The sequence below is a fragment of the Novosphingobium sp. Chol11 genome (assembly GCF_900218065.1).
In the GTDB taxonomy this organism is placed as follows: Bacteria; Pseudomonadota; Alphaproteobacteria; order Sphingomonadales; family Sphingomonadaceae; genus Sphingobium; species Sphingobium agri.
On record NZ_OBMU01000001.1, the window covers coordinates 700,631 to 726,573 of the forward strand.

The window sequence follows — 25,943 nt, forward strand, 5'->3', positions numbered from 1 at the left end:
TCAGAGGCGCCGGGCAATGGCTCCAGCGGTCCAGCCCATGCCAACGGCCAGCAGGATCGCGGTGAGGCCGTAGAGGGAGGACCATCGTTCGGCGGCGACAGCCATGAAGCGCTCGAACCCCGATTTGCGTATGGTGATGTCGCGGACGGCAGCGGCAACGACCCTGCCGTCCTGCACAAGGAAGGTTTCCGCCGTGTAGTCGCCAACAATGACGCGTGCCGGGAGCGGGATGCGCGCGCGGTACAGCACGCCTTCGGTGATTTCGACCGAACCCTGATGCTCGGCGAAGAGGCCGGTGCGTTCGCGCAGGTCGATCAACCCGGCCTGGAAGCGGTTCAGCTCCGCGCTGTCGTTGAGAGAGGACGGGGATAATTGCAGCTTGTCCACGCCGAGTTCGTAGATGGCGGCCGTTCGTTCATCGACCAGCTTCGCGATGGGGCGCGACGAAGCGACCGCGTAGAAGCTGGGCGCGGATCGGAAACGGGCGCTGTCGGCATTGACCCAGATGCCAGCGACCTTTTGCTTTTCGCGCATGGTAATGGACTGGTCGGGCCCTTTGAGGACCACCAATATATCCGCCGGCTTGCTGGGCATTCGCCCGTCCGGATAGACGATCGCGCCGAATAGCAACAGGTCGGCTCCGGTGAAGCTGTACTGGATTTCGACTTCCCGTTGCGAGACGTCGGGCACGAGCATCGGCTCTCCGGCCGCGCCGAGCAGCATTGATAGGGCAGGAAGAAGAGCGAGACGGACGGGCGATCTCAACGCACTTCCACCGTGTAGATTTCGTCGGGGCGAAAGCCCAGGCCAAGCGCCATGCGCGCGGCGACCAGCAGCACGATCACCGACAATAATATGCGCAGATATTCCGGCCGCACCGTCATCGAGATGCGGGTGCCGATCTGCGCGCCCGTCACGCTGCCGATCAGCAGCAGCAGGGCAAGGACAAGATCGACCGCCTTGGTGGTCATGGCGTGCATCATGGTGGTCGCCATGGTGACGAAAAGGATCTGGAACAGCGACGTGCCGACGACCGACTGCGTCGTCATGCCGAGCAGGTACAACATCGCGGGCACAAGGATAAAGCCGCCGCCGACTCCAAGCAGGGTGGTCAATATCCCTGTCGCGACGCCGAGCAGCAAAGGCGCGAGCGGGGAGATGTAAAGTCCGGACCGGTAAAAGCGCCACCGCATGGGCAGCGCCGCGACCAGGGGGTGATGGCGGCGCTTGCGCGCTTGCAAACGCTTGCCAGTTTTCAGCATGATGAGCGCCTGGATCGATTCCTTCGCCATCAAGATGCCGATGCCGCCGAGCATCAGCACATAGAGGATGCCGATCGCCGTATCGATCTGCCCGATGGACTGGAGTAGCCGGAACAGCAGCACGCCAATGCCAGCGCCGATGACGCCGCCCCCGATGAGGACGCCGCCCATCCGGAAATCCACCGTGCCTCTGGCCATGTGGGTGACCACGCCTGAAACGCTCGCGCCGGTGACTTGAGAGGCGGCAGATGCAGCCGCGACGGTGGGCGGGATGCCATAGAAGATGAGCAGCGGCGTCGTCAGGAACCCGCCGCCGACGCCGAACATGCCGGAAAGCAGGCCGACCACACCGCCAAGGGCTATGATCACCAACGCGTTCACCGATAGATTGGCGATAGGCAGGTAGAGATCCATGTGCCTGCAGGGTTAGGCTGATCGGGTGGCAAGATAAAGGTGTAGAGGGCTGGATCGGCCTTAAAAATCGCCGCCGAGCGTCACCGCGAGGCCGGATGAGGGTGAGGCTTTGCCAGCTACGCGCCCCCGCCACTCTATGCTGAGCCGCGATGCTGCGCGAGGCATTGGCAGGCGGAGCTGTACTTCGGGCCCGATGTCGAGCCGTTCCACTTGAGGCTGCGCGCCTCCTGAAAGACTGATCCCCGTACGCACCGGCGTCCGGGTCACAGGTGCCAGCAGGGAGAGTTTGCCGTCGGCGAAAAGATCGCGCCGGTTGAACCCCACCATGCCTGCCTGGGCATAGGCTTGGGCTTCCACCTTGCCGAGCAGGGGCCGGGGGCCGAAGCCGCCCACCGCAAATACCGCGTTAGCATTGCGCGCGCCGTCTCCCAATGCAATGCGCCGTTCCGCAGCGATCGTAAGCGGGACAGACCTTGCAGGCTGCCAGGCGACACCCACCGCGCCTTCAGGCGACGCGGGGCGATTGAGGGCGCTGCTCAGGCGGCCGTAGAAGGCGGTGCGGCTGATGCTCGCTGGCGTTATGTCATAGTCGAGGCGAAGGCCAGCCTGCGATCCGCCGAGCCTGCCAGCGGTGACAAGGTCCTGGGGATTTCCGCTGCCTTCGCGCCAGAGGATCCAAGCGCTGGCACGCCAGCGATCACCCTTTGCGCTTGCCGGGGAAGACATGGGAAATGCGGGCGGCGCCGGTTGATCAGGTGAAGGGGATTGGCCGGGCTGAGCGGCTTCTACCATCAGCGGTGCAAAGCTTGCTTCGGGCCGTGGCCCGATGCTTTCAGCCCTTGTGATCGGAGCCTTTTCCGCAGCGACGAACACCTTGCTCACCGCCGATCGCGCAGAATATGGGCGGGCTGGTAACGAGGTCGTCAATACCTTTCGTTGCAGCGGAGGCGTGACCAGTTCGGCGGCAGCGACCGCTTCCAGCTGCAATGGTGAGGGTGGTGCCGTATCTCCGCCCATCACGGTGCTGGCGATGCGCAATGATACCCAGCCGGCCATGAGGATCGCAAAAAAACGGACGGGTCGTCCGCGTGTCATACTGTGCATGATGACCGTCAAAGATTGGGAAAACGATGCTGCGTCTTGTCCCAGACCAGCGGCTTTCCGAACAAGGATTTGAGGTAGAGAAACACTGCGCGCCGTGCTGCGAGCATCGCGATCAGGTTGGCAATGATCGCGCGGGGGATGGCTCCGACGCCGTGCATCCAGCCATAGCTACGGCCCACGAAGATGGCACGCATGGCTGCACGCCAAGTCATGAAGGCGAAGTTCAGCCAGAGGAGCAACTCTACAGCGGAGGATGGCCGGTGGTCGGCCTCAAGCCCCAGCCAGCGTGCCACGACGAGCAAGCCCCAGAGCAGGAATGCGACATAGGCAGCAAAGAGAATGACGGCGGCAATCGCCGCCCGCCGGTCGCGGACGCGCATCCACCACTCTGCAAGGCCGCCTTGCCAGCCCATGCGGTCCCACCCGGCGAGCGAAATTCCCACCATCCAGCGCGCCTTTTGCCGCACGGCGCCGTCCAGGCTGTCCGGGAAATATTCCCGGGTGGCGACAAGCTCTCCTGCTGCGTCGCGCATCCGTACGAAGACGCCGCGCCCGCCCATATTCCTGATGCGCAGGCCGACTTCATAGTCTTCCGTGAGGGAGTCGGGATCGAAGGGCCCGCCATTTGCCGGATTTACGAGGCGTTCGAGCATCAGCCGTTCAAACGCGCAAGCGACGCCGGCCGAGGGGACGGACGCGCCCATGGCTTCGCGAATGGTCAGATATTTTCCGTGGCTCTCGGCGAACTCATCGCAGTAATGGTTGGCGATCGCGCGCGACCACCACCCGCCTTCGCCCGTCAGCGGAAGGACCGGCAGCTGTACCAGTTGAAACCGGTCGATCATCAGGTCGAACAGGCGGATTTCGTCGGCGTGCACGACGTCTTCCGCATCGTGGAGAACAATCGCCTTGAACTTCGTGCCTGTGCGCTCTTCCTCTTCCAGCATGGTCCGCCACAGGACGTTGAGGCAATCCGCCTTCGTCGTCGGGCCGGGGCGTTCATTGACGCATATGACCAGCCGGTCATCCTGATCCGCTATCGGGTTGACTGCCGCGAGGGTAGCAAGGTCGTTGGGATAGACGCCAACGAAGATGCGATAGCGTCCGATCGACCATTGGCTGAGCGCATTGCGCAGCATCGGCCCGATCACGTCCGCTTCGCCCCAGGCAGGGACGAAGACGGCGATGGTCCCGGGCCTTGACGAGGCTGGCAGCGTGGCGGTCGTCATGCGTGGATGACGCGAATACACCGCGATGTTCCTCCACCAGCGGCGCGCGAGAAACATGATATCGACCAGAAAATCGTCGATGCCGCCAATGGTTAGCCCGACAACCGCAAACAGCAAAATCTCCTGGTAGATGACCACTAAAACCGTGGCCAGCGATTGCGCCATGATGAGAAACCCCCGAGTTGGCGCAGGGGATTGGCAAAATAGCGTTACATTTCATAGACCTTTGTCAACATTTTTTCAGAAAGGCTGAAAGAGTGGCGCCATTCCCTTGAACGAGCATCGTTCGTGTGTTTTCCGCCAAGCTGCTCCAAGGATGCGTTGGATGGAATCGTCGCATCGCTCGGGGGATGCTATCGTCCCAACTGCCGGAAAGACGACTCGACAAGAGTTGCGGCACCCCAGCCAGTCTCGTGAGCGATAGGTAGGAGGGCGTGAATGACCGGAGAGATGGATGTCAACTACCTGCTGCACAGGCAGCAGGTGTCACTGATACGCGCGCAGATGAGCCGGTCCAAAAAGGGCCGGGCGGCGTATGAAGGCCTGGCTCGTGGCTATGGCGACCAGATCGACGCATATCGCGAAGAGAATGCGCGCTTGGTTAACCCCGCGCATTGACTGGTGTGGTAGGCTTATCGCCGTCGGATCAATCGCTCCAGCGCTTGGTGGTGCGCGGCGTCGGGTCCGCATTCCTTCTCAAGCGCGGTCTTGATCCGCTCAAGGTCAGCTTCGGTCAGATGTTCGATGCCGATGAAGTCGTTGCGCGCGTCCGTGACTGCGCGGATGAGTTCGTCCAGCTTTGCCTGAATGGCTGATCCATCCCTGTTTTGGGCGTTTTGAATCAGGAACACCATCAGAAAGGTCACGATCGTCGTGCTCGTGTTGATTATGAGCTGCCACGTGTCGGAATAGTGGAAGAATGGGCCCGTCACTATCCAGCCGATGATGACCGCGGATGCCAGGATGAAAGCGAGGGGTTGGCCGGACCAGCTGGCGATTCGATGCGCGAAGATTCCGAAAATCCTGTCCATGAATGGCTACCCCGTTTCGATCTATTTACCCTGTGTTCAGGCAGTGATTGCCATGAAGTAGCGATGACGGCCATATCGCTCCGCGCCTTTGCGCTCACCTTGCCCGCAGCGGCTCTGTTCTTGTCCTCTTGCGCGACGGTATCGCCCGAATCGAAAGTGCGGGCGGGGCTGATCGAAGCGGGGCTTTCCCCAAGGATGGCCAGCTGCATGGCAGAGCGGATGGTGGATCGGTTGAGCTTGGTGCAACTGCGGCGGGTCCAGTCGCTTGCCTCGATCCGCAATTCGCACATTGGCGATCTGACGGTCGATCGGTTCCTTTACAAGCTGCGCGCGCTGGAGGATCCGGAGATATTCGCGGTGACCAGCAAGGCTGCGGTCGCCTGTGCCCTGCTCGACTGATCCTCCTGCCGGGATTATATCGGTTCAGCAGCTTTGCAATTTTGCAAAGTGGTTTTGCGAAATGATGCTGGAGTGACAGGGCTCCATGTGCTTTAGCCCCTCCAATAGCTTTTCAGGCGAAAGGACGGGCCGAGCCCATGAACATTCACGAATATCAGGCGAAGGAATTGCTGGCGAAATATGGCGCGCCGATCGCGCAGGGTTTCGCGGCATTCTCGGTCGATGAGGCCGTCGAAGCTGCCAAGAAGCTGCCTGGGCCGCTTTATGTCGTGAAGTCGCAGATCCACGCTGGTGGCCGCGGCAAGGGCAAGTTCAAGGAACTGGCCCCTGAAGCGAAGGGCGGCGTCCGTCTGGCGTTCAACCTGGATGAAGTGAAGGCCCATTCGACCGACATGCTCGGCAATACGCTGGTTACCATTCAGACAGGCGAAGCGGGCAAGCAGGTCAACCGTCTTTACATTACCGACGGTGCCGACATTGCGAAGGAATTCTACCTCGCCCTGCTGGTCGATCGCGCTACCAGCCGCATCGCTTTTGTCGTTTCGACCGAAGGTGGCATGGACATTGAAGAGGTCGCTCATTCGACCCCGGAGAAGATCCACACCTTCACCGTCGACCCTGCAACCGGTTTCCAGCCGCACCATGGCCGCTCGGTCGCGGCCGCTCTGGGCCTGACCGGCGATCAGGCGAAGCAGGCCGCCAAGGTCGCCTCGTCGCTCTACGCCGCGTTTCTCGACACCGACGCCGAGCAGATCGAAGTCAATCCGCTGGCGCTGACCGAGCAGGGCAACCTGCTGGTGCTGGACGCCAAGGTCGGCTTCGACGGCAACGCCATGTTCCGCCACAAGGACATTGCCGAACTGCGCGACCTGACCGAGGAAGATCCAGCCGAAGTTGAAGCTTCGGAATATGACCTTGCCTACATCAAGCTGGACGGCAATATCGGCTGCATGGTGAACGGCGCTGGCCTGGCCATGGCGACGATGGACATCATCAAGCTGAACGGCGAATTCCCCGCCAACTTCCTGGACGTCGGTGGCGGCGCTTCCAAGGAGAAGGTGACCGCGGCCTTCAAGATCATCCTGAAGGACCCGGCGGTGAAGGGCATTCTCGTCAACATCTTCGGTGGCATCATGAAGTGCGACATCATTGCCGAGGGCATTGTTGCCGCCGCCAAGGAAGTTGACCTCTCGGTCCCGCTGGTCGTGCGCCTCGAAGGCACCAACGTCCAGCAGGGCAAGGACATTCTGGCCTCGTCGGGCCTGGCGATCGTCCCTGCGGACGACCTGGGCGACGCAGCCAAGAAGATCGTGGCGGAAGTGAGGAAGGCAGCCTGAGGCACTTTCCAGCCATTTGAACAAACACCATGGGGCGCAGGCGGTCTTTTTAAGGGCCGCCTGCGTCCTTGTCCGCATATGCGGGCTGTGGCGTGAAACGAAAGGATGTTGCGATGAAGATCCTTGTGCCCGTGAAGCGGGTCATTGACTATAATGTGAAGCCGCGGGTGAAGGCGGATGGGACGGGCGTTGATCTGGCGAACGTCAAGATGAGCATGAACCCGTTCGACGAGATCGCGGTCGAAGAAGCCATCCGCCTGAAGGAAAAGGGCGTGGCGACCGAGGTGGTGGCGGTGTCGATCGGCGTTGCCAAGGCGCAGGAAACGCTGCGCACGGCGCTGGCCATGGGTGCGGACCGTGCGATCCTGATCCAGACCGATGACGAGGTTGAACCGCTGGGCGTGGCCAAGCTGCTCGCCAAGGTGCAGGAAGAGGAAGGCGCTGGCCTGATCATCCTGGGCAAGCAGGCGATCGACGATGACAGCAACCAGACTGGTCAGATGCTGGCCGCTCTGCTGAACCTGCCGCAGGGCACCTTCGCTTCGAAGGTCGAGGTAGAGGGTGACAAGGTCAGCGTGACCCGCGAAGTCGATGGCGGCCTGGAGACGGTGAAGCTGAACGTTCCGGCGATCGTCACCACCGACTTGCGTTTGAACGAGCCGCGCTATGCTTCGCTGCCCAACATCATGAAGGCGAAGAGCAAGCCGCTTAGCACCAAGACGCCTGCCGACTATGGTGTCGATATCGCGCCGCGCCTGGAGACGGTGAGGGTCACCGAGCCGCCCAAGCGTTCGGCTGGCGTCAAGGTTGCCGATGTCGATGAACTGGTCGCGAAGCTCAAGGCTCTGGGAGTTGCCGCATGAAGACGCTCGTTTGGGTTGAACATGAGGGCGGCGCCGTCAAGGACGCAACCCTTTCCGCCGTTACCGCCGCTGCAAAGCTGGGTGAAGTGCATCTGCTGGTCGCTGGCGCTGGCGTCGGCGGCGTGGGCGAGGCTGCCGCGAAGATTGCGGGCGTGGGCAAGGTCCATGTCGCCGATGACGCGGCGTTCGGTCATGCGCTCGCCGAAAACGTCGCACCGTTGATCGTCGAACTGATGGGCCATCATGACGCGTTCGTCGCGCCCGCCACCAGCAACGGCAAGAATATCGCGCCGCGCGTGGCGGCTCTGCTGGACGTCATGCAGATCAGCGACATTCTGTCGGTGGAGAGCGAAGACACGTTCACGCGTCCGATCTATGCGGGTAACGCAATTGCGACCGTGAAGTCGAAGGATGCGAAGAAGGTCATCACCGTTCGTGGCACTGCTTTTGAAAAGGCGGCGCGCGAGGGTGGTTCGGGTGCGGTGGAAGCGGTTGCTTCGACCGGTGACAAGGGTCTCAGCAGCTTTGTCGGCGCGGAGATCGCCAAGCAGGAGCGTCCGGAACTGACCTCTGCCAAGATCATCGTGTCGGGTGGCCGTGCACTGAAGGATGGGCCGACCTTTGAAGAGGTGATCTATCCGCTGGCGGACAAGCTCGGTGCAGCGGTCGGCGCTTCGCGTGCGGCGGTGGACGCTGGCTATGTGCCGAATGACTATCAGGTCGGGCAGACGGGCAAGATCGTGGCGCCGGAAGTTTACATCGCTGTGGGCATTTCCGGGGCGATCCAGCATCTGGCGGGGATGAAGGATAGCAAGACCATCATCGCCATCAACAAGGATGAGGACGCGCCGATCTTCCAGGTGGCGGACATCGGACTGGTCGGTGACCTGTTCAAGGTCGTGCCGGAGTTGACTGGCAAGCTGTGATTATGGTGCCGGAGGGAGCTTGCTCTCTCCGGTCGCTGTTGCGGCATTGAAAGGGCGTGGCGGGGCTGCGCCCTTTTTTGCGTTCGGAAAGGATGGCATCGCGCGATTGCGGAGAGGCGGACATTAGTCCGCCCGCCACAGCGCCGCGAAAGGGGGGAGAACGCGGGGCCGGGCGGGCGGTGGCCAGCGGCCAGAGGGATGAGCCGCCGGAAGAGAATTTTTGAAAGCGTCAGCTTTCGACGTGACGTCGACCAGCGGTTTTGCCGCCGGTCAGCCAGCGCCGCGCCGTTGGTATGTAACGGCGCGGCGGAACGCTGTTCCGTTCAGCTGACGAGGGGCGAGCTGGACGGCGTCTGGCGCGGGGCGGTGGGGGTGACCGCGGGGGACATGTCACTGCCGCTGAGGCTGCTGCTGCTAGAGCTGCTGGTGCGGCTGGAAAGGTCGCCGCGTACCTGATTGTAGCGGCCGACGAGGTCGTCCTTGAACTCGGTCAGCTTGCCTTCGTCATACAGTTTCTTGCCGACATAACCGGCGATGGCGCCGAAAATCAGAGTGCGGATCATTTGGTGTAGCTCCTTACCGGATAATATCTGCGAGGTTCGCGGGGATAACCGGTCAGGAGGCGTCGAGTTCCGGGTGCTTTGGGAGTAATCGACAAGATGAGCGGCTGTGGCGATTTCCGGATGGGCGATTGCGAGCGGCTTGAGCGCAATGGCGGAAAAGCGCGATTTCGGGAGGCTGTTGCCAGCATCGCCGCCATCATCGGGAGCGGCGGGGTGAGGCGTCGCTCGGTGGCCAGCGATGCTCAAGAGGTGCGCCCTGCCTTCGCCGGCCAGGGGAGGTTGGCAGCATGGCCCCGCTATGATCAGGCGTCGGCGGGGGCCTGCTGGGCCTGCAATTCGTTAGAGGCGTCGTCGGACGGCGCAGCGGCAGCATTTTCTTCAGCGAGCGCGGCGGCGGCGGCTTCGCGACGGGCGCGGTTGCGGTCGGCGAGATCCTGCCGCTCTGCCATGGCGAGGAAGCCAGCCTCCGATCGGAGGCAGCGGTCGCGGACATTGGCGAGAGTGGCGGCGTCCGCTTCGCTGCGGGCCTGGGCGGCGAGGGCGCGATAGTCGGGGTGGGTCATGGGCGCTCCTTTCTCGAAAAATGGTGCCCGGGCGCTGCTGAAAGCCGCGCCCGGACGGTTCGGCAGAGGCTTATTCAGCGTGCTGAAGGTTGACGGCCGCCATCTTGCCGCGGCGGTCCTGTTCCAAATCATAGGATACGCGGTCCTTTTCGCGCAGCGTGGCAAGGCCAGCGCGCTCGACAGCGGTGATGTGGACGAACGCGTCGGGGGTGCCGTCGTCAGGGGCGATGAAGCCATAGCCCTTGTCGGCGTTGAAGAATTTGACGGTTCCGGTGATGCTCATGGTAGTTCCTTCGTTCGTACGGCCCATCCAGCGTGGACGGACCGGTCGCTAGAGGGGCAGGGAAAGAAGGAAGTTTGGTGCCGCAAAGCGCCGAAAGACCGTCGATTTGCGTCTGTAGCAGTGAAGATGTGGGGAGGGGGTGGGCGGATTGCAAGGGTGGGGGATTGCTGGGGTGCTGAAATGGTAGAGCGTGTTCCTGCGAAGGCAGGAACCCAGTTCCGCCCTTGTTTGGAAACTCAGCGTCTGGACTAGGCTCCTGCCTACGCAGGAGCACGGTGAATTTGCCGCAAGCCTCCTGCCATCCCATCACCCCGCCTGTTCCAACGCCGTGAAGCCGAAAAAGGCGTCGCGCGCCGATGCGGCGGCGGCTTCATAGGGGCGGCGCTGGGCTTCCTCCAGTGCGGCCAGGGCTTCGCTTTCCTGTGGAGTCAGGTCGCGCTCATAGGCGTCTATGTCGTAGATGTTGCCGCTCTCTTCGCCGTCGAAGCCGGGCGGGGCGGGATAGTCGGTGCGCCAGGCTTCGCGCTCCTCATCCCACCATGTGCCGCGCAGGCGGGCGGCGGCTTCGTCGGGCGGAAGGGTGGCGCGATCGACCAGCGGAGGGCGAAGTTCACACCGTTCATGGGAGGGGTGGGAGTGACCCGCATTGGCGGCCCTTTTGCCCTCATGCAGTGCCATGCGGGCGGCGATGAAGAGCGCGGCGGAAGCGCCGGGGGAGAGGGCGGTGGCGGTGGCTTCGATGCAGGCCCCAAGCGCGGGATCGCGCAGGCGGGCGTCGTGTGAGGAGGATTCGTCCATGTCCGGCGCGATGAGGGTTGAGGGCGGAGTGAGGCCGGGCTGGTCCTGCTGCGCCGGGGCTTGTTCGGGCGCAGATTGGCCTGACGGCTCATCCGGGCAGAGCATGTCGAGATAGGCGGCGAAATCCTGCGCGACGACGCGGGCGAGGGCGGCGTCACTGCCTTCGGGTGGACTGTCGGCCATGCGGTCGAGGCGGGAGAGCATCGACATGGCGAGGCGGTTGTCGTGGCGGCGGCGGGTGATGGTGTCTTCGTCCTTGTGGATCACTTCCTCATGGCCGGTGAGGGCGCGGGCGAGCAATTCGTCGGCGAGGCGCGCGCGGGCGATGAGGATGGCCGCGTCCCAGCCAAGGCGAAAGGCCGCGCCGTCGCGGCGGATGCGTAAGGCATAGGCGGCGCGGGGGGAGATGTGGACGGCGTCGCAGGCCGTGGTGATGACGCCGGTGGCGGCGAGGGTTTCAAGGAAGTGCCGCTGCCGCACGGGGCTCCAGCCGTCGGCGCGGACTTGCTCGGCGGCGGTGGGGAGCGGGGGGAAGTGGTAGGACATGGGCAAAGCTCCTGTTTAGGGGAGGGTTTGCCGGGACGGTATCAAAGGTGAGGGGCTGTAGGACAGAACAAAATGGGAACAGCGGTGGGAGGCTGAAACGACCGCTCTCAGAATTTTAACTTGTTAGTAATAAATGTATATTTTACCGTGGCACTCAAGGGGTGATCATGCATACAATAAAATCGATAGAGGTATTGGGGTTCAGGGGCCAAAGTAAGCCCATTTATATTGAGCTGTCCCGGGACGCTAATTTCATAATTGGCCGCAATGGCGCTGGAAAAACCACGCTTATCCATCTGATAAACGCTGTTCTCGCGAATGACATCGCGGCTTTGAGTCGCGGAAAATTTAAAAGTGTAACTATTAAGTTTCAACGGGATGACGATCGTAAGGTTCCGTCGGTAAGAGTTGAGCGCTTAGATGAGTCTGTCGGTGGTGGCATTAACTATTATATTAAAGACTCATCTCGCGCTGATGAACATGAATATCCAGTTTTAAGGAGGGAAGTTCGCCGCATTAGGATCGGGCCAAGTGGAAGAATAGTGAACTCGGTGCGCGATGTACCACCGGTTGCTAACAGTAGTGGTGTTCCACTCACTGAAAGACTGAAATCACTGTATAACTTTACTTGGCTGTCTCTTCAGAGGCGACAGGAAAGTGAAGTTGATGATGAATTTGATACGGTCGATGAATACTCTAACGATGTAGATCGGAAGCTGAACCAGGTATTCAATGACCTGGTAAGGTATTTCTCAAGATTGGATCGTCGTGTATCTGATGAAACTCAGAATTTTCAAAAGAAATGGTTCTTATCCTTCTTGTCGTCTGAACGAAAATTTGATCCTTCTTCTATATCAAAGCTTGACATTGAGTCTGAGAAAAATTCTTTGGCATCAATATTTGAAAAATTTGAGATGGAAAAGAGGACGTATGAGAAAAACCTTGAAAATCATTTTGATTGAGTAAAAAAAAATTAGAGGAAGAAAAGAGGAAAGCCTTCGCAGCCTGAGTGACTTATTTATTCTTTTTGATTCGGTAAGGCTTCATTCTCTAGTTGAGCAATGGCAAGAACTTCAACACGCTCAGAAGTTGACTTATACACCTAAGACTAAGTTCGTTGATATATGTTCATCAATGTTGTTTAGGAAAAGCGTAGTAGTAAATAGGAGTAATCAGACTCAGATACTATCGCGTGACGGATCGGTAATACCCATTGAAAGCCTGTCGTCTGGTGAAAAGCAACTTCTGATATTTTTATCAGAAACATTGCTGCAGGAAGAAGAAACAAATATATTTTTAGCTGATGAGCCAGAATTATCTCTTCATGTTCAGTGGCAAGAGGATCTTGTGCCCAATCTTTTGAGCACCAATCCAAATGCTCAGGTGATATTTGCTACGCATTCACCTGACATCGTTGGCGGATATCAAAAGAATATAATAAAAATGGAAGAGATTATAGAATGACATTTGAGAGGACGGGGAGCGGTCAGTCTAATCGGTCCATTTTTTTCGGTGTCGATTATATCTGTTATGTCGAAGGATCTACGGAGAATGACTTTGGTCCAGATGTAGTTTTCTGGAAGAACGTTTTCGCGGCTTTGCAGCCGACGAAGAAAATTCATTTTTCCTGTAGGGGTGGAAAACCGGTCCTGGAGCGGTTGGCCATGGAGGTTGTTGAGCAAGACGTCGAAAAGACGATTGTGGCGATGGATGCTGATTACGCAGAATTTTTAACAGGCAGATATATAAATCATCGCTGCGTCTTCTACACCTTTGGCTACAGCTTCGAAAACGACATATTTTCTTTTGACAATGTCCTCGAGACATTTCGCGTATTATCACGAATGCACAGCGTCTCCAGCGACGTCCAAAGCTTTTTACGGGCGGCATTTGATAAAACCTTCAAAGAGCTTAGAGTGCCTATGCTCGCAGACTTTCATGCCCTTCGAGCTGGTAGCTCAGTTTTGCCTAGAGATAAGCCTGGCCGAATAATTAGCAGAGATCAGACCACTAATCTTCCAATGGTAAATAAGTCTGAGTGCGCCAAGATCATTTCGTTGGTGAATGTGGCAACTAAGCCGCGGACGTTTGCAGATTATTCACGCATGCCTAATGCTGTCGCAAAATCCTGTGTCGGGCACATACTGGAACTAGTAGTTCATTACACCATAAATGCAGCCATCAAGAACTTTGTATCCAATAAGAATATTGCAAAAGATCAGCTTAAAGATGTGGCAATCCAGTGCTTTAAAGACTTGCTTAAATCGGAAAACAACAATGATGTGCTGGAGCATCATCGCATGCAGTGCGGTCGGCTGGTATAATCTGATCTCTCACTCCGCCGCCACAGCCTCCAACCCCAATAACGGCGCAAGATAGCGCCCGGTAAAGCTCCGCGCGTTCTTTGCGACCTTCTCCGGTGTGCCTTCCGCTACCACTTCGCCGCCTTTGACGCCGCCTTCGGGGCCCATGTCGATGATCCAGTCGGCGGTCTTGATGACATCCAGATTGTGCTCGATCACGACCACGCTGTTGCCCTGTTCGACCAGGGCGTGGAGGACTTCGAGCAGTTTGCGCACGTCTTCGAAGTGGAGGCCGGTGGTGGGCTCGTCCAAGATATAGAGGGTCTGGCCGGTGGCGCGGCGGGAAAGTTCCTTGGCGAGCTTGACGCGCTGGGCTTCGCCGCCGGACAGGGTGGTGGCCTGCTGGCCGACCTTGATATAGCCGAGACCGACTTCGGCGAGCATGGCCATCTTGTCGCGGATGGGGGGGACGGCCTTGAAGAATTCGACCGCGTCCTCGACCGTCATGTCGAGCACGTCGGCGATGCTGTGGCCCTTGAACTTTACCTCCAGCGTTTCACGATTGTAGCGCGCGCCGTGGCAGACGTCGCAGGTGACATAGACGTCGGGGAGGAAGTGCATCTCGATCTTGAGCACGCCGTCGCCTTGGCAGGCTTCGCAGCGGCCGCCCTTGACGTTGAAGCTGAAGCGGCCGGGCTTGTAGCCGCGCGCCTGCGCTTCGGGGAGGCCGGCGAACCAGTCGCGGATGTTGGTGAAGGCGCCGGTATAGGTCGCCGGGTTGGAGCGCGGGGTGCGGCCGATGGGCGACTGGTCGATGTCGATCACCTTGTCGCAATGTTCAAGGCCGGTGACCTTGTCATGCGGGCCCGCGACGATGCGCGCTCCGTTTAGGGTGCGGGCGGACGCGGCGTAGAGGGTGTCGATGGTGAAGCTGGACTTGCCCGAGCCCGAGACGCCGGTGATGCAGGTGAAGGTGCCGAGCGGGATGCTGGCGGTGACGTTTTGCAGGTTGTTGGCGCGGGCGTTGTGGACGGTGAGCTTCTTGCCATTGCCCTTGCGGCGCTTACTGGGGACTTCGATGCGGCGGGTGCCGTTGAGATAGTCCGCGGTCAGGCTGTCCTTGTGGGCGAGCAGTTCGTTGAGGGTGCCTTGGGCTACGATGGTGCCGCCGTGGACGCCTGCGCCCGGTCCCATGTCGACGATATAGTCGGCCATGCGGATCGCGTCCTCGTCATGCTCCACGACGATGACGGTGTTGCCGAGGTCGCGCAGGCGCTTCAAGGTCACGAGCAGGCGGTCATTGTCGCGCTGGTGCAGGCCGATGCTGGGCTCGTCGAGGACGTAGAGGACGCCCGATAGGCCGCTGCCGATCTGGGACGCGAGGCGGATGCGCTGGGACTCGCCGCCCGACAGGGTGCCGCTGGTGCGGTCGAGGTTCAGATAGTCGAGGCCGACATTGTTGAGGAAGCCGAGGCGCTCGACAATTTCCTTGAGGATGGCCTTGGCGATCTGGTTTTGCTGGTCGGTGAGCTGGGCGGGGAGGGTGGAGAAGAAGCCGAGCGCGTCCACCACCGAGCGGCGGGTGGACATGGAGATGTCCTCGCCCGCGATCTTGACGGCGCGGGCTTCGGGCTTGAGGCGAGCGCCGTGGCAGGTCTCGCACGGCATGGCGGTCTGGTATTTGCTGAGTTCCTCGCGCATCCAGGCGGAGTCCGTCTGGAGGAGGCGACGGTTCAGGTTGCCGATGACGCCTTCGAAGGGTTTCTTGACCTCGTAGGATTTTTTGCCGTCGACGAATTTGAGCGTGACGGGCTTGCCTGCGGTGCCGTGGAGGATGATGATTTTGACTTCCGCGGGGAGCGCTTCCCAAGGGGTTTCCAGGTTGAAGCCGAACTCCTTGGCGAGGGAGCCGAGGACTTGCATATAATAGGGGCTGGGCGGGTTGGACTTGGCCCAGGGGACGATCGCGCCCTTCTTGAGGGTGAGATGCTCGTTGGGGACTACGAGTTCGGGGTCGAATTCCTGGCGTTCTCCGAGGCCGTCGCAGGCTGGGCAGGCGCCTTGCGGGGCGTTGAAGGAGAAGAGGCGGGGCTCGATTTCCGGGATGGTGAAGCCGCTGACGGGGCAGGCGAATTTTTCGGAGAAGACTATGCGGTTGGGGGGGACTTCGGCGCCTTTCAAGGTGCCTTCGCGCTTGGGGATAGCCCCCACCCCCGGCCCCTCCCCTGAAGGGGAGGGGAGAATGTCGGCCACGGTCCCGTCCGCCAGGTCCACATAAGCCAAGCCATCGGCGAGCTTCAGGGCTTGTTCGAAGCTGTCGGCCAAGCGGGTGCCCATGTCGGCATCTACGGCCAGGCGGTCGACGACGACTTCGATGTCATGCTTGTATTTCTTGTCGAGGGCGGGGGCGTCCTCGATCAGGTACATTTCGCCGTCGATGCGGACGCGGGTGTAGCCCGCCTTCTGCCATTCCAGCAGTTCCTTCTTATACTCGCCCTTGCGGCCGCGCACGACGGGGGCGAGGAGGTAGAAGCGGGTGCCTTGCGGAAGTTGCATCACGCGGTCGACCATCTGGCTGACGGTCTGGGCGCTGATCGGTTCTCCGGTCGCGGGGGAGTAGGGGATGCCGACACGCGCCCAGAGGAGGCGCATATAGTCGTATATTTCAGTGACGGTCGCGACGGTGGAGCGCGGGTTGCGGCTGGTCGTCTTCTGTTCGATCGAGATGGCGGGGGAGAGGCCGTCGATATGCTCGACATCCGGCTTCTGCATCATCTCAAGGAACTGGCGCGCATAGGCGGAGAGGGACTCCACATAGCGGCGCTGACCCTCGGCATAGATGGTGTCGAAGGCGAGGGAGGATTTGCCCGAGCCCGAAAGGCCGGTGATGACGATCAGGCTGTCGCGGGGGAGGTCGACGTCCACGCCCTTGAGATTATGCTCGCGCGCGCCGCGTACGGAGATTGTGGTCAGACTCATGGGGGCGTGTTGTTCCAGATTTGTTCTGATGGGGCAAGTTTATCGCGCGGATATGGGATAGCGGATGGCGGCTCGCAAGCGGGGCATGCCTTCCGGCGCGAGCGTGCGGCGGATCGTCGAAAGAGAAAGCGAAATTAACCTGTTTAGGTGTATAAGGAACTTCATGGGAAGGCCGTAACGGCGGCGTCTTCCGAGTCCAGAGACATGAGAAATCCCGGATAGCCCGACAGCATCCCGGATACGCCCCCGGCCATCCCTTGCGCCGGGGGCGTTTTACTGTTCACGCCGATTTCGGTGAACGGTGTTTTACGCTACGACAACAAGGCTTTTCCGGGTCGACAGCTGCGGCTGTCGGGGGTATTTCGGCACTCGCCGGAAGGACTGACGGGTCCCAGCCCTCCGGTGGATCGCGGGCAAGGTCGCCTGAAGAGCGACAAGGTCGCAGCAGTTTAGTTGAGGGGGACCAATCATGACTTTTTTTGCCAAGCGCAGCGGCGCGTTGCTCGCCGCTTTGTCCGCGACCCTGTTCATGGGCGCGGCGGCACAGGCTGGCGCTATTCCGTTCGAATCCAACGGCCGTACCGTGGAGGTGCGCTATGGCGATCTGGACCTGTCGAAGAAGTCGGGTCAGCGGGAGCTGACCGCGCGTGTCCGCCGCGCTGCCGTGAAGGTGTGTCCGGGGCGTACGATGAAGGATCTGCGCGCCTGCCAGATCGCGGCGGTGGATCATGTCCGTGAGCCGATGGCTATCGCGATCGCAAAGGCGCAGGGCCAGGACGGGAGCCGCTTTGCTGAGGTGGGCAAGGACAAGGTGCCGGGCGCGGGGAATTGAGCGTCCGCGTTTAAAGGGTGACCAGCTTTTCGTCGCTGGCGTTGCGCTGGCCCACCCCCTAACCCCCTCCCGCCTGCGGGAGGGGGGACAATGAAGCTCGTCTGAAGCTGTCTGTATGAAGATGCTCCCTTGGAACCGGCCATCGGGAATGGCCGTTGATCCTGCGTGGCGCGCGGTGTTCGCTGCGCCAGGGAGAGCAAGATGAGCGACAAGACCGATATTCGTCCCAACAGCCGTGAAGAGGCGCATGATGAGCGCCCCACGGATGCGCAGGACCATGCCGTCACCACCGAGGAGCAGCTGGAAGAAGGATTGATGGACAGCATGGATGCATCCGATCCGCCATCGGCGACCAAGCCGGGCGATCATGGCGATCCGGTTCCTTCATCGGGCTTCCAGGAAGAAGATGATGAGGATGAGAAGGCCGGGCGATAGACGGCGGCGATATTGATGATATGATCGATGGGCGAGGCGAACCGGATCGGCGGTGGCCGGGCGGTTCGCCAAGCGCACGACGCTGCAAAAGGTGAGAGGAGCCTTATTGATGCCGACTTCCGCTACTCCCGCGATCGAACGCATTGCCCGGGTGCTGGCCGGACGCCAGCTGAGCCTGAATGGCGAGGGCAGCGATCCGCACGCGTCGAGCGCGGTGGATGCGAGCTGGCAGGACCATGTGGATGATGCCTATGCGATCCTCCACACGCTGCGCGAACCTGATGAGCAGATGGCGCAGGCGGGCGACGTTGCCGTGTGGCGCAGCATGATCGGCGCGGTTCTCGAACGGCGGCCCTGACGCGGCATTGGCGGTGCGGCCCGCCCATGCCATAGAGTGCGGATGAGCGGGCCGGGCCTCAAGATCAAGATACAGCTTTATTGTGGCGACGAGATCGCCATGGGGCCGGGCAAGGCCGACCTGCTCGACGCGATCGTCAGCGAGGGATCGATTTCGGCGGCCGGGCGGAAGCTGAAGATGAGCTATCGCCGCTGTTGGATGCTGGTGGACGTGATGAACCGGTGCTGGTCTGCGCCGCTGGTGGCGACGTCGAGCGAGGGCGCGGTGCTGACGGAGCTGGGGCTTAGCGTGCTTTCCCAATATCGCGGATTGCAGAAGGCCGCGGCGAGCGCGGCGGGACGGTCGCACTGGCCCGACCTGGCGCGGGAGTTGCGGGGCGCGCCGCTGCCGATGAGGGAAAATTAACTGTCTGCGCTATCCTATCTTTCGTCGCTGGGATGAACGGAGAGGATGCCCACGCGTTTCCATTCGGCGCATTCACAAAAATTACATGTTGCAGCGCACAAAGAAACGTGATTCCTTATAGTTGTCGGCAGAACCGGCGCTTAATCTTTCAGTAACCATGAAAGGCGCATGATCTGCCGATCGACTTGAAGTCGGAGGGCAAGAGCATGGGCACCAATGCAAGACCGGCTGACGGGGCAATCACCCTGGCTGAATTGCGCGAATTCGCCAGTTTCCCGTCTGCCACGCAGCGCTACATCCGCAGATCGCTGGACATCGGCCTCCACCGCCGCGACGCCATGAAACTATGGTCGCGTGACATGGTGGAGGAAGCGAGCATCCGTGCGCAGGCCCGCATTTACGGGCGGCTGGACGAGATCAAGGCGCGAGTGCCCGACGATAGCGGCCTGGACCAAATGGAGCCGTTCATGGCGCCGCTGGTGACGATATCGGCATTCGACCTGGGGCAGGACCGGCTGAGCAGCTTTTCCGCCTATCGCTTCCTGTATGAGCGGCTGTTGGGGGCGGGGGCCCGGCCATGGTTGCCAGGCGCCTTCTGCGCGGCGGCGAGCCTGCCGCATCTCCATCCGGAGAAACGCCGGGCGTTGTTGCAGTCGATCAGCGAGGCTGCGGCTACGGCGGTGGGCTGGTCGAACCGGGAGCCGACATTCTACCCTGAGTGGGTGGAGAAGGTGGATTTGAGCAAGGCGAACTGATCTTCTGTTTCCCCTCCCGCTGGCGGAGGTCGCTGGCCTTCTCCTTCTCCCCTTTAGGGGAGAGGGCTGGGGAGAGGGGGCGACGGATGTGCTTTGTGTTCCCCTCTCCCGCCTTCGCTACGCTCGGCACCTCGGCCAGAGTCACGTGCCTCTAGCCGACCCCTAAAGGGGAGAGGGAAATGTTGTATCTCACTCACCCATTCACGATCGTGCCGCCATTGGGGTGCAGGACTTGTCCCGACATGTAGCTGGAGTCCTCGCAGGCGAGGAAGAGGAAGGCGGGGGCGACTTCGTTGGGTTGGCCGGGGCGGCCCATGGGTACGGATTCGCCGAAATGTTCGAGCTTTTCCGGGCTTGCGCCGCCTGATGGGTTGAGCGGGGTCCAGATGGGGCCGGGGGCGACGGCGTTGACGCGGATGCCGTCTTTCACGAGATTTTCCGACAGGCTGCGGGTGAAGGCGGTGATCGCGCCCTTGGTGCTCGAATAATCGAGCAGTTCCGATGAGCCCTGATACATGGTAACGCTGGTGCTGTTGACGATCGCCGCGCCTTTTTTGAGGTGCGGTCGGGCAGCTTGCGTCAGGAAGAACATGCCGAAGATGTTGGTTTGGAAGGTGCGGCGCAGCTGTTCCTCGGTAATGTCGGTGATGTCCTGATCGGGATGCTGTTCACCGGCATTGTTGACGAGGATGTCGAGGCGGCCGAAGCGGTCGATGATTTGTTTCACGGCATCGTCGCAGAAGGATTTTTCGCCAATGTCTCCGGCGATGGTGAGGGCCTGTTGTCCTTCGCCTTCGACGATCTGGGCGGTTTTCTTCGCGTCGTCATGTTCGCAGAGGTAGAGGATAGCGATGTCCGCGCCTTCGCGGGCGTAGAGGGCGGCGACCGCGCGGCCGATGCCGCTGTCCGCGCCGGTGATCAGGGCGACCTTTCCTGCGAGGCGGCCGGAGCCGGGATAGCGGGGTTCCCATTCGGGCTTGGGCTCCAGCTTGCTTTCGTGACCGGGCAAGCCGTCTTCGTGGATCATCTCTTCATGATTGTCGGATTGGGTGTCGGGCATGGCGCATCTCCTTTTCCCGGCCAACACTTTGGCAGGGGAGATGGTTCATGGCGTTGCGCGCCGGAGCGCGAGATCGGGTGAACGGGTGGCTTTCAGTGCCCGGCCGAGCCCGCCGCGCCGCGATTTTCCCAGATGGCGAGCGGTGCGTCGGCGCCCGGCATTTCCATGCGCACTTCGCGCAAGGAGACGGCGACGACGCAGGCGGGGCGCTGTTCCACGCCTGCCGGCTGGACGCAGTGGACGGGGCCGTTGCCCGGCACCTGCTCGATCCGGCCGATGAGGCGGAGCCTGAGACCACGGGAGGCGGCGAAATCTTCCGGGGCGAGGCGCAGCACCTTCTCGAAAGGGCGGCCCTGGCGCCAGAGGTCGTTGCCGTCATTCTGGCCGAATTGGGCGAGGGCGAGGGTCTGGTCGGGTGCTGGCGCAGGGGCTTGCTGATCGGGAGAGGCTGTCCTGGGCGCGGCGGGGCATTCGTCGCTGGTGGACCACGGACGCTCCATCCAGAACCCCTCGGCATCATAGCCATCGCCGCCGGGGGGAAGTTCGAAGTCGGCGGCCTTCCACGCGACCGGCATGGCATGGACGCGCAAGACTCCGGCCCCCTCATCATAGCGCCAGCGCATGGGGGCGGCGCTATCCTTGTCCGCCTCCCCGGAGCAGCCGAAGGGAAGGGAAAGCTCGAACCGCTGCCCTACCGCCCCGGCGATGTCGGCGGGCAGCGGCTTGCCCGACGACAGGGCATCGGCGGCGCGGCGGGCGAGATCGGCGATCTCCGCACGGCCCCAGAGGCGGGGCGATTGCGGCAGGACGGGGATGGGCGGCGGAATGACCGCGACGGGCGCGGGGGCGGGCGGCGGAGCCTTGGGCGCGGTGACACGGCCCAGCAGGAATCCGCCCGCGCCGATGGCGATGAAAGCGGCCAACCCCGCGGCTATGGCGAGCCGGCTGGTCCGGGCACTGGGTTCACGCATAAGCCTTTGATAGCAAAAAAGTCCTCCTTCTCCAGAGGATAATCGCCCTTTTTCCGCCTTGCTGCGTTGACAGGGGCGGCAGCAGGCACGAGGCAGGGGGCGCATGACGATTGACCAAGTTCTGACGCTGCTGGTGCTGGCCGCCGTCGTCGCCGCGCTGATATGGGACAAGGTGCGCGCCGATGTCGTCGCCCTGTCCGGCGCGGCGGTGCTGCTGATGACCGGCGTCGTGCGGCCCGTCGATGTGCAGGGCGCTTTTGCGAGCCCGGCGATCATCGCGCTCGCGTCGCTGTTCGTCATTGCCTATGCGCTGGAGCTGTCGGGCCTGCTCGACCGGGCGATCGCCATGGCGGTGTCGATGTGCAAGCGGATGGGCGCGACCGGCATGTGGCTGCTGCTGTCGATGATCGGCGCGGTGTCCTGCTTCCTTAATTCGACGCCGATCGTCGTGCTGGGCGCGCCGGTGGTGCGCGACGTCGCCAATGCGCTGCGCCTGTCGCCCAAGCGGTTCCTGATGCCGCTGTCCTACATCACCATATTGACCGGATGCTGCACCCTGATCGGGACGTCCACCAACCTGCTGGTCGATGATATGGCCAGCGTGGCCGGGCAGCCGCGCTTCGGCATTTTCGAAATTACGCCGGTGGGCGTGCCGATGGCGCTGGCGGGCGGGCTGTACCTGTTCCTGTTCAGCAAGAGGCTGCTGGGCGGACGGCATGAAGCGGATGAGCGGGAAGGCGAAGCGCAGCCGATCGACGCGTCCCATGTGTACAGCGCGCAGGTGGGCGACCCGGCGGTGTTCGCCGAGCCCCGGCCGCTGAACCCCGCAAAGGCGGCGATCGCACTCAGCGTGTTCGCGGCGGCGGTCGGGCTGGCGGCGATCGATGTCGCGCCGATCGCGGCGAGCGCCTTTGCAGGGGCGGTGTTGCTGATCCTGCTGCGGGTGATCAGCGCGGACGAGGCCTATAGCGGGCTGCGGCCGCAGATCCTGATCCTGATCGCGGGGATGGTGGTGATCGGGATCGCGATGGAACAGAGCGGGCTGGCGGCGGATGCCTCGCGCATGCTGATCGGCAGCGTTCACGGGCTGAGCCCGCTGATCGCGCTGGTGGTGCTGTATCTTGTCACGATGGTGCTGACGGAGCTGCTCTCGAACGCGACGGTGGCGGTGCTGGTGACGCCGGTCGCGGTGGCGCTGGCCGACAGCCTGGCGGTCAGCCCACGCCCGTTCCTGGTCGCGGTGATGATGTCGGCGAGCGCGGCCTTCGCCACGCCCTTTGGCTATCAGACCAATGTCATCGTCTATCAGATGGGCGGATATCGCTACATGGATTTCGTGCGGGTGGGCCTGCCGCTCAACATCATCACCTGTGTCGTCGCGATTGCTGCGATCAGCGTGTTTTTTCCGTTCTGATCGGGCCGGGCGCCAACCGTAGCAGGAGGTAACCGGCGGTGGCGGACGCAAGCGAGCCCAGCAGGATGCCGAGCTTGGCGGCGTCGCTTTCATGGGGGTGCGCGGCAAAGGCGAGGCCGCCGATGAAGAGGCTCATGGTGAAGCCGATGCCGCAGAGCAGGGCGACGCCATAGACCTGCGTCCAGCTGGCATGCGCCGGGCGGCTGACCCAGCCGAGGCGGGACAGGAGCCAGACCGCGCCGAAGATGCCGACCTGCTTGCCCGCGAACAGGCCGAGCGCGATGCCGAGCGGCACAGGCGCTGCAAGGTCGGGCAAGGAAAAGCCGGTCAATGCCACGCCCGCATTGGCGAAGCCGAACAGCGGCACGATGGCATAGGCGACCCAGGGATGCAGGCCATGTTCCAGCCGGGACAGGGGCGAATGCTGGTCGTCGGGCGCGGCGGGCGTGCGCGCCAAGGGGATGGTCATCGCGACGGCGACGCCTGCCAGCGTGGCATGGATGCCGGATTGAAGGACGCAGAACCAGACGAAGAGGCCGATCAGCAGATAAGGCCAAAGCTGGTTGACCCCAGCGCGATTGCAGAGGGCGAGGCAGACGAGGCCCGCTGCGGCCAGGGCGAGGGGCAGGAGGCTCAGTTGTTCGCTGTAGAAAAGCGCGATGATGAGGACGGCGATCAGGTCGTCGATGATCGCGACGGCGGTCAGGAAAATCTTGAGCGACCCCGGCACGCGGCGGCCGAGCAGGGCCAGCACGCCGAGCGCAAAGGCGATGTCGGTCGCAGCGGGAATCGCCCAGCCGCGCATGCCGATCGCGTCCCCCCGATTGACGGCGATGTAGATGAGGGCGGGGACGACGACGCCCGCAGCCGCCGCGAGCCCCGGCAGCAGGCGATCGGGCCATCGGGCGAGCTGTCCGTCCAGAACCTCCCGCTTGATCTCCAGCCCCACCACCACGAAGAAGAGCGCCATCAAGCCATCGTTGATCCAGTGCAGCAGGCTGAGCCCGCCGATATCGATGTGGAGCGCATGGAAATAAGTGGCCGATTGGGCGGAGTTGGCGATCAGCATTCCCAAAGCCGCCGCGCCTATCAGGATGATGCCGCCCGCCGCTTCCGCCGCAAGGAAAGCGCGCATCATGGAGAGGGGGCGGGCGACAAGGGAAGGAACGCTCATGGGAGGTTCCTAGAGCATCGTGCGCAAAGGTGGGAACCGGTTTCGCGCTTGAAAGGATGCGATAACAAAACTGGAGCGCGCGACCTGCGTCCGATTGAAGGCAGCGCGCTCTAGCGGCCAATGTGGAGGAGGGCCGCCCGTCTGCGAGAGGACGAGCGAGCATTGTGCCAGCCGATCCTTGCTGAAAAGATCAGGCCGGGCCCGGCCCCAGCACTTCGATGCTGCCGATATGGGCGCGGTTCAGTTTCGTGCGGTGAACCATCTGCCAGTGACCGTCCACCTTCTGCCAGCGATCATGATATTCGCCGAGGGTGGAGAAGGTCAGGTGACCCTTGTCGCCCATGCCTTTGTGCATGTCGGTGACATAGCAGCGGCTGGTCGCCTGATCCCCGGTGACATCGATGACGAGGTTGCCCAGAAGATGCTGGGTCGGCCCGCAATCGTCGAGGAAGGAGCGCATCAGCGCGATCACCTCCTCACGACCGTTGAGCGGGCCTGTTCCCATGTCGGCGGTTGCATCCTCTGCCATGACCGAGCCGATTGCCTGCCAGTCGCGCTCATCCATGGCGCGGGCGAAGGCATAGAGCGCGCGTCCGATCTCCCGCTCCGCCAGCAAGCTTTCCAGGTTCATCGGCAATCCTTTCCTTCAGCATCCTCTCCAATGGAATCGAGCATAGGCGGAGGATCGGCCTTCGCAAGCAGCGTCGTAAATGCGTGTTGCGCGATCGTGGAGCGCAGCCGTCAGTGCGTTTCGGTGCGCAACCGGTCGGCCAACTGCTCGATTTCGAAGGGCTCAAGGACCCAGGTGCGCGTCTTGCGGCCGATCCGATGGATAGGCTGGGTAAGAAGGACGCGCGCTTGTTCCCGCGCATGCGGTTTGAACATGGCGAAATGTTGGGCGCAGTCGCGGATCGTGCCGATGAGCGGCGCCCGTCCTTCAAGGTCGATCAAGGTTGCAGGCAGATCCCAGGGAATGGCGGATGTGGGATGATCGGTCATGGAACAGCTCCAGTTTGATCATCGTCCCTATCGGATTTGGGAAGAATGGGAAGGAGGAAAGCGGACCTTCGCCAAGCCAGGGCAGGCGCATCGGGCGATAAACGGCCCGGGAGAACAGATATGGCCGCTGATCAGGTGATACGGAAGGGCATCAGCATCTTGAAGAGTTTCTCGCGGGACTGGGCGCCGATCTTTCCGTATAATTTTCGGACCTGGGTGCGAACCGTGTCGACCGATACGTTCCTGTCCTGCGCGATTTCAACGACTGTCTTGCCCCGAAACAGCGCCAGAGCCGCTTGCGTTTCGCTTTCGGTCAATCCGTAGATACTTCCGAAATCGGCGAACATGATGCGCTTTTCGGCATGGGAGCAGCTGACTTCGAGGCAGAACATGCCGGTCGAGGGTTCATGATGACCAAACATCACGAAATGGCCGTCGCCATCCTTGACGGTCAGTATTCCGGTTTCGGCTTGCGATTTGAGATCGGACAAAAAGGATGACAATTTGGTGCGGAGGCTGGCGTCGACTAGCAGTTGTCCTGCTTCTTCGTGCAATATCTCACTGGCTTCTATCGCGCGTCTGCCCTCATCATTCCACCATTGGATGTGATATAGTGAATCGATGATGAGACGTCCTCTGAAATCAGCGGAGATCCACCCGAGGGCGAGCGCATCGAAAGGCTCAAGACTGGTTTGCAGCATCCCCACCATAGCCGAACAGTAAAAACTGAAGACGGAAATGCCCTAAAAGGTAAAAAGATGCGTGGCAATATCTTAACGATTGGGACCAATTCTATATTTGAATTTCAAGAAAATGACCGGGCGGTAATATTTCAGAGATCTGGAAAATCTTCTACTAGGATCCGGCCTTACTTGATCTAGCTCGTCCAAGTGGGCTCAGTTGCTCCCCTCACGAAAGCAGCTGAGCCCATTTGCCGTGG

Annotated in this window: 30 protein-coding genes; 14 read left to right on the forward strand and 16 right to left on the reverse strand. The window is 61.4% G+C overall.

Annotated features, from left to right (window positions below):
• Genes NCHOL11_RS03515 through NCHOL11_RS03530 form a run of 4 tightly spaced genes read right to left on the reverse strand, consistent with a single transcriptional unit; the run spans position 1 to position 4,174 of the window.
• A complete protein-coding gene (locus NCHOL11_RS03515) occupies positions 1 to 723 on the reverse strand; it encodes a TIGR02186 family protein (RefSeq protein WP_097091089.1) in 723 nt (240 codons plus the stop codon).
• Positions 724 to 761: 38 nt separating this feature from the next.
• On the reverse strand, positions 762 to 1,676 hold the full coding sequence (locus tag NCHOL11_RS03520; protein WP_097091090.1) for a sulfite exporter TauE/SafE family protein: 915 nt from the start codon (positions 1,674 to 1,676) through the stop codon (positions 762 to 764).
• Between the two features lie 60 nt (positions 1,677 to 1,736).
• Positions 1,737 to 2,732, reverse strand: a complete 996-nt coding sequence (locus NCHOL11_RS18140) for a hypothetical protein (protein WP_247234627.1) — start codon at positions 2,730 to 2,732, stop codon at positions 1,737 to 1,739.
• Positions 2,733 to 2,788: 56 nt separating this feature from the next.
• Positions 2,789 to 4,174: a glycosyl transferase family protein gene (locus NCHOL11_RS03530; RefSeq protein ID WP_097091091.1), complete on the reverse strand. Its 1,386-nt coding sequence runs from the start codon at positions 4,172 to 4,174 to the stop codon at positions 2,789 to 2,791.
• A 273-nt stretch (positions 4,175 to 4,447) separates the two neighbouring features.
• Here NCHOL11_RS03530 and NCHOL11_RS03535 point away from each other — a divergent pair, with 273 nt between their 5' ends.
• Entirely contained in the window at positions 4,448 to 4,627 is a 180-nt protein-coding gene (locus NCHOL11_RS03535; protein ID WP_097091092.1) for a hypothetical protein, read from the forward strand.
• 14 nt (positions 4,628 to 4,641) lie between these two features.
• Here the strand turns inward: NCHOL11_RS03535 and NCHOL11_RS03540 are convergent, their stop codons facing one another.
• Positions 4,642 to 5,040, reverse strand: a complete 399-nt coding sequence (locus tag NCHOL11_RS03540) for a low affinity iron permease family protein (protein ID WP_097091093.1) — start codon at positions 5,038 to 5,040, stop codon at positions 4,642 to 4,644.
• A gap of 63 nt (positions 5,041 to 5,103) precedes the next feature.
• Here NCHOL11_RS03540 and NCHOL11_RS03545 point away from each other — a divergent pair, with 63 nt between their 5' ends.
• From NCHOL11_RS03545 to NCHOL11_RS03560, 4 genes are all read left to right on the forward strand, one after another.
• Positions 5,104 to 5,439 carry a hypothetical protein gene (locus NCHOL11_RS03545; RefSeq protein WP_097091094.1) on the forward strand — a complete coding sequence of 112 codons (336 nt, stop codon included), beginning with the start codon at positions 5,104 to 5,106 and terminating at the stop codon, positions 5,437 to 5,439.
• Between the two features lie 137 nt (positions 5,440 to 5,576).
• Entirely contained in the window at positions 5,577 to 6,776 is a 1,200-nt protein-coding gene (gene sucC / locus NCHOL11_RS03550) for an ADP-forming succinate--CoA ligase subunit beta (RefSeq protein WP_097091095.1), read from the forward strand.
• 113 nt (positions 6,777 to 6,889) lie between these two features.
• Positions 6,890 to 7,639 carry an electron transfer flavoprotein subunit beta/FixA family protein gene (locus NCHOL11_RS03555; protein ID WP_097092701.1) on the forward strand — a complete coding sequence of 250 codons (750 nt, stop codon included), beginning with the start codon at positions 6,890 to 6,892 and terminating at the stop codon, positions 7,637 to 7,639.
• Entirely contained in the window at positions 7,636 to 8,565 is a 930-nt protein-coding gene (locus NCHOL11_RS03560; protein ID WP_097091096.1) for an electron transfer flavoprotein subunit alpha/FixB family protein, read from the forward strand. The genes NCHOL11_RS03555 and NCHOL11_RS03560 overlap by 4 nt, the downstream gene beginning before the upstream one ends.
• A gap of 323 nt (positions 8,566 to 8,888) precedes the next feature.
• Here the strand turns inward: NCHOL11_RS03560 and NCHOL11_RS03565 are convergent, their stop codons facing one another.
• From NCHOL11_RS03565 to NCHOL11_RS03580, 4 genes are all read right to left on the reverse strand, one after another.
• On the reverse strand, positions 8,889 to 9,128 hold the full coding sequence (locus NCHOL11_RS03565; RefSeq protein WP_097091097.1) for a hypothetical protein: 240 nt from the start codon (positions 9,126 to 9,128) through the stop codon (positions 8,889 to 8,891).
• Between the two features lie 302 nt (positions 9,129 to 9,430).
• On the reverse strand, positions 9,431 to 9,691 hold the full coding sequence (locus NCHOL11_RS03570; RefSeq protein ID WP_097091098.1) for a hypothetical protein: 261 nt from the start codon (positions 9,689 to 9,691) through the stop codon (positions 9,431 to 9,433).
• Between the two features lie 70 nt (positions 9,692 to 9,761).
• Positions 9,762 to 9,974 carry a cold-shock protein gene (locus NCHOL11_RS03575; protein WP_097092702.1) on the reverse strand — a complete coding sequence of 71 codons (213 nt, stop codon included), beginning with the start codon at positions 9,972 to 9,974 and terminating at the stop codon, positions 9,762 to 9,764.
• Positions 9,975 to 10,280: 306 nt separating this feature from the next.
• Positions 10,281 to 11,318: a hypothetical protein gene (locus tag NCHOL11_RS03580; RefSeq protein WP_097091099.1), complete on the reverse strand. Its 1,038-nt coding sequence runs from the start codon at positions 11,316 to 11,318 to the stop codon at positions 10,281 to 10,283.
• 167 nt (positions 11,319 to 11,485) lie between these two features.
• On the opposite strand from NCHOL11_RS03580, the gene NCHOL11_RS03585 reads away from it, so the two are divergent.
• The 3 genes from NCHOL11_RS03585 (at position 11,486) to NCHOL11_RS03595 (ending at position 13,642) form a co-directional block, all read left to right on the forward strand.
• Positions 11,486 to 12,280, forward strand: a complete 795-nt coding sequence (locus tag NCHOL11_RS03585) for an AAA family ATPase (protein WP_097091100.1) — start codon at positions 11,486 to 11,488, stop codon at positions 12,278 to 12,280.
• Between the two features lie 127 nt (positions 12,281 to 12,407).
• Positions 12,408 to 12,782 carry an AAA family ATPase gene (locus tag NCHOL11_RS03590; RefSeq protein WP_217991040.1) on the forward strand — a complete coding sequence of 125 codons (375 nt, stop codon included), beginning with the start codon at positions 12,408 to 12,410 and terminating at the stop codon, positions 12,780 to 12,782.
• Positions 12,779 to 13,642: a DUF4435 domain-containing protein gene (locus NCHOL11_RS03595; protein ID WP_097091102.1), complete on the forward strand. Its 864-nt coding sequence runs from the start codon at positions 12,779 to 12,781 to the stop codon at positions 13,640 to 13,642. Before NCHOL11_RS03590 ends, NCHOL11_RS03595 begins: the two co-directional genes overlap by 4 nt.
• A gap of 9 nt (positions 13,643 to 13,651) precedes the next feature.
• Here the strand turns inward: NCHOL11_RS03595 and uvrA are convergent, their stop codons facing one another.
• Positions 13,652 to 16,600 carry an excinuclease ABC subunit UvrA gene (gene uvrA / locus NCHOL11_RS03600; protein ID WP_097091103.1) on the reverse strand — a complete coding sequence of 983 codons (2,949 nt, stop codon included), beginning with the start codon at positions 16,598 to 16,600 and terminating at the stop codon, positions 13,652 to 13,654.
• Positions 16,601 to 17,069: 469 nt separating this feature from the next.
• Here uvrA and NCHOL11_RS03605 point away from each other — a divergent pair, with 469 nt between their 5' ends.
• The 5 genes from NCHOL11_RS03605 to NCHOL11_RS03625 all read left to right on the forward strand — a co-directional run bounded on the left by NCHOL11_RS03605 (position 17,070) and on the right by NCHOL11_RS03625 (position 19,385).
• The gene (locus NCHOL11_RS03605) at positions 17,070 to 17,432 is read left to right on the forward strand and encodes a UrcA family protein (RefSeq protein WP_255254692.1); all 363 of its coding nucleotides are present in this window, start codon (positions 17,070 to 17,072) and stop codon (positions 17,430 to 17,432) included.
• Positions 17,433 to 17,633: 201 nt separating this feature from the next.
• The gene (locus NCHOL11_RS03610; RefSeq protein WP_097091104.1) at positions 17,634 to 17,867 is read left to right on the forward strand and encodes a hypothetical protein; all 234 of its coding nucleotides are present in this window, start codon (positions 17,634 to 17,636) and stop codon (positions 17,865 to 17,867) included.
• A gap of 109 nt (positions 17,868 to 17,976) precedes the next feature.
• Positions 17,977 to 18,225, forward strand: a complete 249-nt coding sequence (locus tag NCHOL11_RS03615) for a hypothetical protein (RefSeq protein ID WP_097092704.1) — start codon at positions 17,977 to 17,979, stop codon at positions 18,223 to 18,225.
• Between the two features lie 42 nt (positions 18,226 to 18,267).
• Positions 18,268 to 18,630, forward strand: coding sequence for a winged helix-turn-helix domain-containing protein (locus NCHOL11_RS03620; RefSeq protein WP_097091105.1), 363 nt, complete (start codon positions 18,268 to 18,270; stop codon positions 18,628 to 18,630).
• 206 nt (positions 18,631 to 18,836) lie between these two features.
• Positions 18,837 to 19,385: a hypothetical protein gene (locus NCHOL11_RS03625; RefSeq protein WP_097092705.1), complete on the forward strand. Its 549-nt coding sequence runs from the start codon at positions 18,837 to 18,839 to the stop codon at positions 19,383 to 19,385.
• A gap of 193 nt (positions 19,386 to 19,578) precedes the next feature.
• Here NCHOL11_RS03625 and NCHOL11_RS03630 read toward each other — a convergent pair whose 3' ends face one another.
• Both NCHOL11_RS03630 and NCHOL11_RS03635 read right to left on the reverse strand, forming a co-directional pair.
• The gene (locus NCHOL11_RS03630) at positions 19,579 to 20,445 is read right to left on the reverse strand and encodes an SDR family oxidoreductase (RefSeq protein WP_097091106.1); all 867 of its coding nucleotides are present in this window, start codon (positions 20,443 to 20,445) and stop codon (positions 19,579 to 19,581) included.
• A gap of 92 nt (positions 20,446 to 20,537) precedes the next feature.
• Positions 20,538 to 21,416, reverse strand: coding sequence for a hypothetical protein (locus NCHOL11_RS03635; RefSeq protein WP_097091107.1), 879 nt, complete (start codon positions 21,414 to 21,416; stop codon positions 20,538 to 20,540).
• A gap of 103 nt (positions 21,417 to 21,519) precedes the next feature.
• Between NCHOL11_RS03635 and NCHOL11_RS03640 the strand changes: the two genes are divergently transcribed.
• Positions 21,520 to 22,830 (forward strand): SLC13 family permease, encoded by a 1,311-nt coding sequence (locus tag NCHOL11_RS03640; protein WP_097091108.1) that lies wholly within the window; start codon positions 21,520 to 21,522, stop codon positions 22,828 to 22,830.
• On the opposite strand, the gene nhaA is transcribed toward NCHOL11_RS03640, so the two are convergent.
• The 4 genes from nhaA to NCHOL11_RS03660 all read right to left on the reverse strand — a co-directional run bounded on the left by nhaA (position 22,808) and on the right by NCHOL11_RS03660 (position 25,713).
• Positions 22,808 to 24,004: a Na+/H+ antiporter NhaA gene (gene nhaA, locus NCHOL11_RS03645; protein WP_097091109.1), complete on the reverse strand. Its 1,197-nt coding sequence runs from the start codon at positions 24,002 to 24,004 to the stop codon at positions 22,808 to 22,810. The genes NCHOL11_RS03640 and nhaA overlap by 23 nt on opposite strands.
• A gap of 190 nt (positions 24,005 to 24,194) precedes the next feature.
• Complete coding sequence (locus tag NCHOL11_RS03650) at positions 24,195 to 24,635, reverse strand: nuclear transport factor 2 family protein (RefSeq protein ID WP_097091110.1); 441 nt, start codon at positions 24,633 to 24,635, stop codon at positions 24,195 to 24,197.
• 110 nt (positions 24,636 to 24,745) lie between these two features.
• Positions 24,746 to 25,003 carry a hypothetical protein gene (locus NCHOL11_RS03655; protein ID WP_097091111.1) on the reverse strand — a complete coding sequence of 86 codons (258 nt, stop codon included), beginning with the start codon at positions 25,001 to 25,003 and terminating at the stop codon, positions 24,746 to 24,748.
• Positions 25,004 to 25,134: 131 nt separating this feature from the next.
• Positions 25,135 to 25,713, reverse strand: coding sequence for a helix-turn-helix transcriptional regulator (locus tag NCHOL11_RS03660; protein WP_097091112.1), 579 nt, complete (start codon positions 25,711 to 25,713; stop codon positions 25,135 to 25,137).
• Positions 25,714 to 25,943: the final 230 nt, after the last annotated feature.